At 29.2% G+C, this 13,375-nt stretch carries 6 protein-coding genes; all 6 read right to left on the minus strand.

From position 1 onward, the window contains the following. Positions 1-19: 19 nt before the first annotated feature. The 6 genes from FIA58_RS04460 to FIA58_RS04485 all read right to left on the minus strand — a co-directional run bounded on the left by FIA58_RS04460 (position 20) and on the right by FIA58_RS04485 (position 13,328). Positions 20-1,999, minus strand: coding sequence for a hypothetical protein (locus tag FIA58_RS04460; protein WP_140960480.1), 1,980 nt, complete (start codon positions 1,997-1,999; stop codon positions 20-22). Between the two features lie 118 nt (positions 2,000-2,117). Then, positions 2,118-5,960 (minus strand): contractile injection system tape measure protein, encoded by a 3,843-nt coding sequence (locus FIA58_RS04465; RefSeq protein WP_140960482.1) that lies wholly within the window; start codon positions 5,958-5,960, stop codon positions 2,118-2,120. Positions 5,961-5,964: 4 nt separating this feature from the next. Continuing rightward, positions 5,965-8,697, minus strand: coding sequence for a hypothetical protein (locus FIA58_RS04470; RefSeq protein WP_140960484.1), 2,733 nt, complete (start codon positions 8,695-8,697; stop codon positions 5,965-5,967). Further along, positions 8,684-12,592, minus strand: a complete 3,909-nt coding sequence (locus FIA58_RS04475) for a hypothetical protein (protein ID WP_140960486.1) — start codon at positions 12,590-12,592, stop codon at positions 8,684-8,686. The genes FIA58_RS04470 and FIA58_RS04475 overlap by 14 nt, the downstream gene beginning before the upstream one ends. Next, positions 12,593-13,033: a GPW/gp25 family protein gene (locus FIA58_RS04480; protein WP_317167870.1), complete on the minus strand. Its 441-nt coding sequence runs from the start codon at positions 13,031-13,033 to the stop codon at positions 12,593-12,595. Then, on the minus strand, positions 13,026-13,328 hold the full coding sequence (locus FIA58_RS04485) for a PAAR domain-containing protein (RefSeq protein WP_140960488.1): 303 nt from the start codon (positions 13,326-13,328) through the stop codon (positions 13,026-13,028). The genes FIA58_RS04480 and FIA58_RS04485 overlap by 8 nt, the downstream gene beginning before the upstream one ends. Positions 13,329-13,375 lie beyond the last annotated feature (47 nt).

Genomic DNA, 13,375 nt, shown 5'->3' on the forward strand with positions numbered 1-13,375 from the left:
TCTGTTGTATTTTTAATTGTTAATTATTTTCTGATGTTGTATTTTTTGTAGAATAGTTAAAAGCTTCTGTGTTTTTAAAATCCGAAATTGAGTTTGAATACTGTAGACTTAATTTCTTAGGGCCAGAAGCCACTGTTAAAATAACTGGAATGTATTCATTTCCTTCAATGAGAGGGTTTCCAAAATTATCTGTAGTGTTGTCTTGGATAGGAAGGACTACAGTAGTTGTGTCTTCTGTTGTTTGGATTTGATCTATAGAAGGTACTGTGTAATTTCCATCGGTAACATTTTCTGCAATCAATTGGTTAAAAAAGAAACCTGGTTGTGGAGTTTTATTTTGACTATTTATATTTCCTTTTGAAATTGCTGGGTTAATGTCTCTTAAATCAATAGATGTTAATTCCTTAATTCTAGCATTTAATTCACTAATCTGAGTGTCCAAGTCTGTAGTGTCTTTTTTTGATTTCTTTTTGACATCTGCATCATCTGCATCATTAGTTTGATTTAAAGCTTCTTTCTTATCTGTAAGAGTTTTAAGTTTGTTAGTTAAACTGTGCAGTAAGTTTTTATTATTGTAAGCCTTAATTTCGTCTGCTTCATCTTTAATGTTATTTATTTCCGCATTAATTTCTTTCAAAATTTGATTTTCAACAGATAATAAATCTTCTGTTTTAAACATTTGATTAACTAAGGTTGAATTATTAAGTAAAAACATGCATCGATATTCAACATTTTTACTCTCTTGATTTAAGTTAAATTGTAATACTTGAGTAGTTACATTATCTGGATTTTCATCAGCCGCTAAAAAATTAACCTTTATATTATCAGTACTTGGGCTGTTTAAAGGAGTTGTTAGAACAAATGAAGAAGAGGCTGCGGTTAAAAAATCTTCAAAATTATTTAATGATTTTTTATAATCTACCGTAAATTGAACTAAAACAAATATGACATAGTTTTCTCCTAACACTAAAGTGTGATCACTTGAATCTTTTAAATCAGCCATGGAGATAGTCTGCGAAATAGTTTTTGCATCAAGACCTTCACCATTTATTGGAAAAGCTATTTCAGGATTAGTTAGTAATCCTTCTGCAGTAGTTATCGAAAAAATGGATTTTTCACTTTCTTTAACTACAAAAACATAATAATTTTCTACAGGACTAGTATTGTAGGGTGAAGTTTCTGAACCAACATAAAATGGATTCTGGTAAGTATTAAATTGTACCGTAAAGTCTGTATTAGTTTTATCAGTAACTTGTAAGTTTAGGTTAAGTTCATTAATACTTGATAAATAGGTTGCATTAGCTGCATCGTATTCTACTCTAGCATCAATTAACTCTCCTTCCGCCTTTTTTTGAGCAGTAGCTGCAGCAGTAAAAGCTGCATTTTCAGTAATCTCCAAGGCAGAAATAGTTTCTAATTGGCTATTTAAAATACTTAATAAATTAGTGACAGATGCACCTGTAGTAGTTGCCATATCTGCAACAGTACTAGCTGTTACTTCAGCGGTTAAAGAAGAAGCTTCCATTGCTTTTTGAGAGGTTACTTCAGCGTTGTAAGCAGTATCATTCATTAATTTGTTTACAGCAAGTGCTTGTTCATAAATTTGACTACCATAATCTGCGGCATTTAAAATACTCACTATACTACCCATATCGCTTGCTAAATTGACTATAGCATTAGTAGCAATTTGAACATTAGCAGCTGCTACCGCAGTATTAGAAACGGATTGTAAGTTAAATTCTTTTTCTTGATTAGCTGTTGCAATTACATTTGTACTAAGATTATTATCACCCACAGCTTCTTCTTTAATTATTTCTTGAGCAGAGTACTTTTTCTCCGTTCTTTTTAATTTTTCTTGAGCTGTTATCTTTGCATCTTCTGCATAATACAGCGTAAACATTCCTGCATTTAGTTTAGTTTGTGTATTATTTAATTTTAATTCTTGTGCTTGCAAGGATGACACTACACTTGCATTTAGATTTTCATTGTAGGAACTCATAATTTTTTGATTTTAATGTTTATGTTATTTGTTATTTTTCTTAAATAATAATGAAATTACTAACTAGTATTCATTTTTTGTTTTTGTCTTTTTTTTGTCATAGATCTTTTTTTTAAAATTAATAGGGCCATATTACATGTAAAGGTTTTTCCATCCATGGGTATTTAATAATAGAGAAAGAAAATGGAGATTTGTGTAGTAATAAATCATAGACTCTTTTTTCAACTGTTAATTCCCATCGTTCTTCTTTTTCAATAAGTAAACCATCTCTTACTAACCAATTTCCCCTAAAACCTAATATGGATGTATCACCAACTGATGGCCAATGTGAGATAGCGGCTGAAATAAGTCCGTTGATTAACTTTTTTTGATCCTCAGTAATGACAATACTTTCCATAACTGGAGTTGTCAATGATAAACCACATAATACTTTATTTAAAGGGAGTAAATATTCTTCTGTTTTAGTTAATCCTGTAATAACATATTGCAAATAATGAACGGCATTTAATTGTAAACTAATGTCTTTAAATCGTTTCTCATCTAGTAAATCTAATCGATTCATTAGCATTTCTATGTAATTGTTTAATAGAACAATACCAGCGTTTTTGACAGTTATTCCACCAATATTCTTTTGAAGAGAAAGTGTCTTTAAATCTATTTCTTTTTGAAATTTTGTTGCTGTATTTTGTATGCTTGTTCCAGCATTTGATTTTATTAATTGAGCTAAACTTACTTGTAGAGCAGCTGGTAGACTGTACTTTATTTTATCTAATGCAAGAAGTATTTCTTTTATTGCAATATTTTTTTTCTGACGAAGTTCCCACAATAATTCTTGCCAAATACTAGCAACAGAAAGAATAGACCAATTGTTTTCTGTCCATGCAATAATTATTTTTTTAAATAGGATAGCTTGTATTTCTTTTGAAGTAACTCCTTTTATAGACAACTGTCCTAAGGAATTATAAAGACGTTCAATACTATAAAGTTGTTGTTTGTTTTTATCATTATTTTTAATTACTGCTATAGTTTTTTTAAAATCCATCCAATCTTGTAATTGTTGTTTTTGTAACTGTGGAATTTTATTTTGTTTATAAACAACAATAAAAGGAGTAGGATTGTATTCTAAAACTTCATGAAACAAATCTATTACAGAAGTGTTTTTAGTATTTGTATACCAAAAAGGTATTTTCTTTTCAACTATTAAAGCAACATAAAGAGATTCAAGTAAACCTTGTTTTTCACAAAGTAATATATCTTCATTTTGAACTGTTGTTGATGTACTGATTAGATTTGAAAATGAAGTGTTGTATTGCATTAAAATATTTTTTAGTAATGGACTAATGAGTATTTCATTTGTATTAACTGTATTTATAATTTCATTAGAGTCTATAAGTTCTTGTTTTATCATTTCGTTAATCCAATATTCTATAAATGGTTTTCCAATTGATTGAATCCCTTTATTTTGTTGAATCATCTCCCAAGATGTTTTCCAAAAAGAGTGTTCAATAAGCGTTCTGTTTTTGGTATCCATAAAGAGCATTATGAAATCATAAAACGACCTAAGTGTTTCCATAGCTTCTTTAAGTATTGTGTTACTTTTTGAAATCCACAAACTAAAAATTAGCCAATCTGAATTACTTTTTAATAGTTTAATTCGTTTATCGGTTATGGTACTATTTGAAAGTATTTTTCTCACTTCCTCTGGATTGATTTCTAGAGCCATTTGTAGCAAATCTTTTAATTGAAACTCATGATTGTTTCCAATAATTTTTGAAGATTCGTTGTCAATACTTTTCTTAAGCCATTCATTTAAATTTTGAATAGTTATAACTTGTCCATTAATTAAAATACTTTCTGTATGTATTTGAATAGGTATCTTTTTGGCTACAAAAGAATTGATTTTAAGCTCTTTATCGCTTATTAGCTGAGGTGTTTTATGAAATAATTTAAATTGTATTTGCTCCAAATTACTTGTTGCAGCTATTACGTTTTGTATTTTTTCATGTTGAAATAAAAGAGCTACAAAAGCATCAAAGTTTGGTTTTTGTGAAGGTGTTATCAATTTTAAAAGTTTTTCTAAAACAGCTTCTAAAAAGCGAATAGTAGTGTATTCAGTATGTAATAGTATCAATTTCACACTTAGTAGATAAAGATGGTCTAAAAGAAATGAGCTAAAATTTCCAGAAATAGTATTTTGGCTACTTTCTTTTATAATTTTTTCTAGTGTTTGTACTAAATACAATTTTGGATGGTTTCCTTTATTTACAAATAAATGGGTGCTTTTTTTGTTTAAAATATAGGGGAATAACATCTTTATAATTCCTCGGTCTTTATACTGTAATAAGGCGTTGAAGGATTGTGTTGGATTAAGAAAAAGGTATTCAATGACTAATTTTTGAAGCGCTATAACAGATACTGATCCTATTTTGTTTGTTTTTATTTGTTCACTTAATTCGGTTACTAAATCAGTAAAATTAGTTTCGTCATAAAGTGCATTTTTTTCTGAAACTTCATCATTTAAAATTGAAGTCAGATTTGTATATATTTCTAAAGTAGCAATAGTTTTTGATGAAGAAGGAACACTTACATTGGTTAGCCTATTCACTATATTCTCTTTTAATTCATTATTTTTTTTACTTAATTCCTTTAGCGTAAAATTTAGAAATATTTTATTGTCAAAAGGAGTGTTTTTATATTGTATAAGGAATTGTATACCAATTTCCCACAATAAAGAAACCTCTAATTTTTCATTCATTTCTTTGTAAAGCTTCTCAATAAAATAAATACTATCAATTAGCATTTGAGATTTCATTGGAATGACAGCATGGAAAATATTTTCTAATGCTTCATTTTTTAGATCAGGAACAACTGCATTCCAAAAAAGAGTAGAAGTATCTAGGGATGAAAAAAGAGTACTAAATTTTGTTTTGTCTTCTTTTGAAAGAACAATTATTAATTCATTAAATTCTCTTTTCTTGCCACTGTCTTTGCGAAGTGATGTCGAATTAAAAAGGAGTGTAAGATTTGTCCAATAATCTGTTTTTTCAATTATAGTAGATTCTTTTCTTGTTTTTGTGAGCTCATTTTCTTTGGTTAGAAAATTTAGAATTAGTATAAAGTCTGCTTTAGTACTTGCAGTTACATAAATATTTTGGATAGCTAATTCAATCATATTTAGTAATTCTGCATAAGATATATTATAATGATTGGACATTTGTTGAATACTACTTTTCATAAATGCCACTTTATTAAAAATAGTGCCTCTATCTGTAAATAAATAATTTAGTATCCAAAACCATAGGTTTTTTTTAAAGTCATTTTCATTAGCTGGAACTAATGTTTCTTGTTGTTGAATTTTGGTTAATTCTTCAGAAAATTTAATAATTTGATTGTGATTACTGGTTTCTAAACCTTCAATGATTTTTAAAATAATTGATTCTTGTAATTGCCAAGCCATTCTTTTTCTAACATTCTCATCTGTTTTTCCAACTTCAGTAAGCATTTTGAGTATTGCTTCTTTATTGTTCTTAAATTGAAAAAGCATCATTTTATTCAAAGAACTATCGTTTTTATGGTTCCAAGGCATGTTTCCAGTTAAAAAATAATGACTTAGCATGCCTATTTGAGAAGTATCAGTATTAGAAATTTCAATGATATCACTTCGCTTTTCAGCATTTACAATAATATCTACAAGTTGTTCATTTAATTGATGAAATAGTTTTAGTGCTAATTCTTCTTCTAAAGTGTCATAATCAATAACACCTAAATCTAATGTTAACGATTGGATGCACCAAGTTTGACTTGCAGGACATATCCTATCAAAAATGCTAGCTATTTCTTTTTGCATTTTTGTATTGCTCCAATTGCTGATGCGTTGTTGCAATTCGTGAGCTATTTCTTTCTGGTCAAAAGAATTTTCCCACTTAAATTTAGATATGATATGATTTACCTGACTTGTCATACACTTATTCTTTAGGTATTTTATTCATAATGTTACTCAATACACTAACTACTTCTGTTGTTTTTTTATAGGTTGAATTGTTAAATACTAAATTGTTGTGCCAATCGATAAAAGCTGGAATGAAACGGTTTAAGTTTTCCTGACTTACAAAACGATAGCTATAGGAAACTTCAATTGGTAAGGTGTTTTCCAATAATGTATCCAATCGATTCTTAAAATAATCCGTATTGAAATACGGAATATAATCAGGGAAAAGTAAAGTTATGGTTTCTATGGTTTCAGCATTTTCAGGACTATTTTCAGAGCTAATTCCAAAAAAACAATTAGATCCGATAGTAGCTACTTGTTCCCAATTTATATTTTCTACTGTTTGTGTTGTTTCAATGAGTTCATAGGTAGTTGTACCATTAATAGTAAGCTCAATTCCATTAGAATTTGTATCAATAGTACAGCTAGTTGCGTTTGCTAGTAAAGTGTTTAAAACTATGGTTTCAGTATAGCTTAGGAAATTCTTTATTTTATAATATGGACCATTTTTAGTAGATTGAGTTATTACTATTGAGTTATCAAAAGGGTACAACAAACAATTTTCAATACAAACCAATCCTCTTCGTTCTTTTAAAAACCACAGACATTGTTGTATTTGCTCTAGCTGATTCTTGCAGTCTTGGCATTTTTCACTTTGCGATTGTGTATGTTCACATAGAATACATTTTTTTTCTTCTAAATTATTTAATGTATTTTCAAGGTAATTTATATAAGGTGTTTTTAAACTCAGTAAAATATTCAGTTGTAATTCTAGTGCAGCATAATTAATAAAGTCTTGTTTTCTTATTTTTTCAATTTGATCTACTTTGTTGGTATTGAATATGAAATCATTTTCAAACTTTTCATTTTTAGGAATAATGATGTCTTTTTCAGATTCTAAATAAAAACGAACAGAAGAAACATCTATTAATAATTGCTCTAGATTTAATGGCAATTCAAGTTCTATTTTTTCAATTTTTTTAGCACCTAGATAGTTGTACCCTTTAAATCTATAATAAGAAAGTAATCCTAAATTTTGGAGGTACAAGCTTTTAATAATTATTTTGTCTTTATCACTATTTCCTGTATAGATAGAACCTTCAATAACTGTATTTATTAATAATGGAGATTCTCCATGTCGTGCTAGTAAGTGATCTAACATTTCATTCCTTCTAGTCAAATTAATAGTTTCGTCTTCTACAAGATCTTGTAAACCTCTTATATAGGAATTGTAAGGATCATCTTTGAATTTTTTCCAACTCATTTCTTCTGCAACATTTTTAGTTCTTGTTTCTAAACTAAAATTGAAAACATCATTATTTTTAAGTAATGGTTTTATATTAGGAATAGTATATAAAGGTTGATAAAAATAAGTAGGAGAGAAGCTCAAATAGGGTACTGGGTATTTAAGATGCTCTTTTTCATCAGATGTTTTAGAAGTATAGAAGTTTTTTAATTCGGAAGGTGTACCAGTTATTCCATTTTTAAACGAAAAGAGTTGAGGTACATTAGCCAATTGAGAAAATTGATTCGCTAGTATTTGATCAAATAGAGTAAGGTATCCTTTTAATTGGCGAGATTGTGCAATTTGAAAATCACTTGCATTTGAGTTTATAGCATTTTCTCCTACCGCATATATTTCAGGAAAAGTATTTTGTATGGAATAATAAGAATTAATATCTCTATACTTTCCTTTCGGTAGTTTTTCCTCGTTATTTGATGCAGTGTCAAAAGATAAATCAGGTAAAGAAAGTGCATTCGTTTTAGTAGTTGAATTATCATTTTTAAGATTAGTGTAAGTAATTTCCAATTTATTCAAATCAAAGGAAAGTAATTGACTGGTTGTTGAAGTTACAAAGTCACTATTTTTCGCACCACTAATTTGAAGTTCCTGAATGTTAATTACACCTTCAATTGAGAGTATAATATTAATAAGATTTCGAGTAGTTATAGTGTCTTTCTTTTGACCTAAATTGGCATCACTTATCCATCCATGTCTCATTTCTGGACCATTATAAATTGTGTCTGTGTCTTCACCATCAAGAAGCAATTGGTCATCTTCTTCTTGAATTGCTTTTGGAAAAATATAAGTATTAATCTTATTTTCTATTAAAGAAAGTGTTTTGGAAACTTCCACTTCATTACTAATTTGAAGCTTACCATTTAAAGTATAAGTTATTTTTTCTAAGGGTAAGGGCATCATAAACAATTCTCCCATGTTTCTACGCTTGTTTAAACGATAGAATGTAGTGCGACAAATAGTTGTAATTTCAATAGGTTTTTTTACAGTAGAAACAATTGACAAATACACGATGTAAACCCCTTTTATATAGGATAGATTACTCTGTATAGGAAGTAACACTACATTTTCAACTTCATTTACCTCATCTACAATATATTTAATATAGTCGTTGCAAGTAATGGGTGAAGTTGTTAATATTTCTTTAGGTAAATAAAATTGATCTTTTAAAATAAGTTTATCATCAGAATTGGTTAAGATATCACTTATTGGAAAATCATTACAATAGCCTAGTTCTGTTAAGGCATAACAAAGTTGATCTAGTATGGTAACACCTGGATCACTTGGATTTAAGTTGGTCCATTCATTGCCACTTACTTTTTGTATATGAGCAAGTCCTTCCTTCTTTAAAGATTTGAAATCCTGAGTAATAGGAAGTGGTAGGTCTATTATGTAATTAATCTCTTTCATTAATAGTATGATTTATATTGGAAGCGATTATTAATTCTGGATTTTGATTTAATTGTATTAAAGTAAGGTCTGTTTGTATAATAGGTTCTCCATTTGGTGAAAGTTTAGTCGTATTGAACGTTAGTTTATCCACACTACTGACACCTTCTATAGTTCTCATAAAGTAGATTACATCATCAGCGCTCAAATTTTCACCTATAGTAATTTGTGGACTATCTGTCACAATCCAAGGAGATAAAAAGAGTTTTAAAGCAGCTGTAACTGTTTTTTGAACACCTGTAAATTCATAGCCATTGGAAAGGGTTATAGTTGTGTCTATGGTTACAGTTAAGTATGAAAAATTAGAAACAGTAAGTGTTGTAAATGGTGAGGTTCTTTCTTTTAAATATTGCTGTATTTTTTCTTCAGCACAAACCGTAATCATAGGAGTTAAGGCATTATAATCGCTTATGCTTTTACATCTTTTTACAACAAAAACAGAAACTTTCTTATTCTTATAAACCGATTTGGAATAATAGATATCATTAAATTCTTCTTGAATAACACTGTAGTAATCTGTTAGACTAACAATTCTATCTTTTGTTTTTAATCTATTACTTACTCTTTTGTTTTTAATAGTATCATTTTCCATTGCTTTTCCACCAAAAGAGGCAAAAGGTTGCACAATATTTGCAATTTCTGGAATTGCAATGTGAGATTTGGTAATACTATCACTATTTATTTTTGGTTCAGTTGTATCAAATAAGTATTCGGTTCCAGAACGAGTTAGTAAAACACCATTTGTTTTTAAAAAAGTAATTTCCGGATAATTAGAGATATCACTTTTAGTAGCTAAGCAAATCCAATAATTTTCGCTATTCATTAGAGAAGTTTTATTACTGATATTTTTTGGTAAGTTAAAAGTGATAATTCCAGAACAGCTCAAGTTGTTCGTACCATCAGAAAGAAGAGGTAAAAGTTGCCAACCAGAAGTACTCAAATAATAATAATCAGGTTTTGTATCTGTTGGAATGTTACCTTCTTTTCTGCCTAACTCCACATAAAAATTGATTTCACTTGGAGCTATTACATCTTTTAATTCAATGTATAAAAAACCTTTATAATTGTATGTAGAAGAAACAAGAGGAATGCCAGTAGAAGCTTGAGAACTAATTATTTTGGCATCACCCACATTATAATTGTAAGTTGGAACAGTACCTAATGCATCATAGGTTAAATAGTTTATAAAAGGAGCATAAGTATAACATTGCAAAGGAAAATCTCCAGTTTTTGTCAAATCATAGGATTGTGAAGCCGAATAATTGGCTACTATTGTTTTTAGTTTGGGAGCAAAAGGTAATTTAGCTGATGGAATTAATTTTTTAGCGTTTTTTGAATCTTTTGAAATTTGAAGAGCATTTTGCAAAGCAATACTACCTACAATTTCTGGATATATTTGAGAACCAAACCCATAAGGATTAGGACCAGATAAAACCATTTTTATAAATCCCGATGTACTTTCAGCAGTAAAAAGTAAAGGGGAGTTTTGAATAGTAGGATTAGCAGTAAAAGTAGTAACCATCTTTTCAGTTGTTGAAACAGGACTTACCTCGGTTGTTGTTGCTGTTTGTTTTGCATTTTGATTTGATGAAGCTAATGATTTGAAAGCACTTGATAAGGCAGTATAACTAAAGAAGCTTTTAGGAGTTAATTCACATTCTTGAGCTGTATTATCTGTACTAAATAATAGATTAGAAGAATTATCTACTGGTGGTACACAGTATTTATTAACAGTATAAGGAATAGGTGTTATTGTGCCATCTTCAGCAATTGCTATTCCTTGTTTAACAATGTCAATCTTTTTCCAAGTAGCATTATTTAAAATTTCAAAATCAACGGTAAAACAGGTATTATTGAAAGGTGTTGTGGCTTTTGGATCTACGATACCTAAAATATCTTTTAACAGTTGTAGTATTTCTTTTAATAATGCTATAATCGTATCTACTGCTTTTTTTACAACATCTTTGACCAATTTTACTCCAGCTTTGATAATATTCTCAATTTTTTGCAGGATTCCATGTGATTTTGATGTGTCTGGCACCAATTGTTTTTGAGTAGTAGTTATTGTGCTAGAAATGTAAGTATTGTATTCTTGGTAATAGGTTTGAAAATTTTTAGGTAAAGTATCCCAAGTCATATCAATTTGAAGTGATTGTAGTGGTTTACTAAATATTTCATTACTTCCTATTATAAAACTACTATTTATCAATGGAGTAGGACCAAACAATTCAAAAGGTTTTTTGGAATCTAAAGCACCAAAATCATTATACAATTGAAGAGTAGTATTATTTTGTACAGTTACGTCAAATTGAACAGTATTTATAACAGGAATAGTAATTCCAGCAGAAATGCTATTAAATTGAATTTTTAGCATAGGCCATTGAGAATCATAACCATCAGGATTCTTAATAAAGGCTTCAATAGCAGGTTCAGAAGCTTCTAATGTTATACTTAAAGTCACTGATAAACTAGAATCATTAGTTTCATTAATAGAAACAGGAACAGAAAGCCAAGTTTTTTGTGTACTTAGAAAATAAGTAGCGTTATTTAAAAATGTAGTTGCACCTTTTTCATTAAAAGTTAATGTTACATTAATTGTTCTATTGCCTTCTTTCAGTAATAACATAGGAGATGCAAAGGCAAAGCCCAATGTTAAAGTTGAAGAAGTAATAGTAGGGTTATTGTCACCAAAAATAGGCCAACCTTCAATTTTTCCAGATTCATTTTTTTGTAAAAGCGATGGAGTGGCAATATTTTCTAAATAAAGTTTAGTAGAAGTATTTTCTATAGTTGCTGCAGCAATTGTTTTTGCACTTACAATAGTTGCTGGATTAAGAGTTATGTTTTCAGTAGAAGAAAAAAGTATTGGTTCTTTTTGGGTATCTACACCTGCATCAAACAAGCTTCCTTTAGGCAAAAGAAAAGAAGTATCTTTCTTGCTCAAGGCGATAGCAATAAAAACACTGTCTGGAAGTGCATTTTTTATTTTTTGTTGTAGGATATCAGTATAATAAAAGTTCAAATGTTTTTGAGATATTCCATTTAATTGATTGCGATGATGCATTAATAATTGGATAAAAGTTCTCATTAAAATAGTGTCAGGAAAATGACTTCTTGTTTCTTTTAATTTATCAAAAGCTACTTTTGCATGTTGCGTAATAGTATTGAAAAAAGTAAATAGTTGATCTCCAGAATTTTTTATAGCTGTAATAAAATCTGAAATCTTATTTTTAAAAAAAGAGGAATTTAAATGGAGAATTTCCCAATAGTTTTTTTTGTCTTTACTCTGTTTCCAAATGGTTGGATCTGCATTTTGAAAAATAGAATACTCAATGTTTTCTACTTTTGCCATAATATTGTTTAAAATTAGCTGTCTGCGTAATGATAATAAAGCCCATAATTGACCACTATAAATGTGCTCCACTTGGTAAAGAATATATTTTTTAAGACTAAATTCTTGATCTGATTTTAACAGAAAGCGAATCCAATGTTCTAGTTTTATAAACAATTGAAATATTTGATCAAAAAGAGAACTGATTAGTTTACCAATGTTAGTATTGTTTTCGTCCTTTTGAAATAAAGACTCTATATGAGAACAACTGTGAAGAAAAAGAACCTGTTTTTTAACAACATTAGTCTTAGAAATAGAAGCTAAAATGATGATAGGATCTTTAAATAGAAAAGGAGTCCAGTTCCCGCTTAGCTGATTAGAAGCATCATAAAAATTGATAAGCGAAGCAAAATCAGCTATAAAACTTAGCCAGTCGCGTTCTGTTCTACCATCAATCAAATTCGATGATGGAACCAAAGCTTCTTCTACTGAAGTTAATATAGTATTTTGGTTCAATATATTCATTTATCTACTTCCTAAATTAGTGCCTTCTTTTATGAAAAAAGGAAAAACATAATTGTGTCTAGTATTGGTTTGATTAAAAACGTATGCAATTCTTATTTCTATAAGTCCAGATAAAATATCAGCATATACTACTGTAATTTCTTGTAAACTTATTCTAGGTTCATTGTGCAATAAAGAGAATCTAATTACATCAGCAATTTCTCCCTTTAATGTTTCATCCATTTTTCTAAAAAAAAACTGCTGAAGTCCAGAACCAAATCTCGAATTTAAATAGCGTTCACCAGTATTTGTAAGAAGAATAATTCGTATTGATTCATTTACATTCTGTTCATAACCAGAAAGGCTCAACTGATGATTTCCTGCTGAAAAAGTAACAGGAAAAGACCATCCAGAACCTAAAAAATGATTCTCTTCTTTCGTTATTGGTTTGTTATTATCCACCTATCATTACATTTAAAGCTCCTAATACAATACTTCCACCGTGTGCCGTTGAGTCTCCCATTCTAGCAGCAGGCATACCACCAATCATTACAGTTGATGAACCTTTAACAATAGAATCTGGTGGACCAACACATACTAGCATATCACCAACTCTTGCAGCGGGTAATTTGCAAATTAAAACTGTAGGTTCACCAGGACCAATTATAGGTCCACCTACATGAGGAATAGGTGCTGGCACGGCAGGAGTCTGCATGGGACATTCGTGAAAATCTGTTAATCTTGCTGCAGGAGGCATATTTTTATATTTTAAATTATTATTTAAGTAGTCTTGTATTCTATAAA

This window comes from Flavobacterium jejuense (assembly GCF_006491595.2).
In the GTDB taxonomy this organism is placed as follows: Bacteria; Bacteroidota; Bacteroidia; order Flavobacteriales; family Flavobacteriaceae; genus Flavobacterium; species Flavobacterium jejuense.

Excerpts from the sequence above, each read along its gene's own strand:
- FIA58_RS04470 (WP_140960484.1), bottom strand. The coding sequence starts at position 8,697 with ATGAAAGAGATTAATTACATAATAGACCTACCACTTCCTATTACTCAG.
- FIA58_RS04460 (WP_140960480.1), bottom strand. The coding sequence starts at position 1,999 with ATGAGTTCCTACAATGAAAATCTAAATGCAAGTGTAGTGTCATCCTTG.
- FIA58_RS04465 (WP_140960482.1), bottom strand. The coding sequence starts at position 5,960 with ATGACAAGTCAGGTAAATCATATCATATCTAAATTTAAGTGGGAAAAT.
- FIA58_RS04485 (WP_140960488.1), bottom strand. The coding sequence starts at position 13,328 with ATGCCTCCTGCAGCAAGATTAACAGATTTTCACGAATGTCCCATGCAG.
- FIA58_RS04475 (WP_140960486.1), bottom strand. The coding sequence starts at position 12,592 with ATGAATATATTGAACCAAAATACTATATTAACTTCAGTAGAAGAAGCT.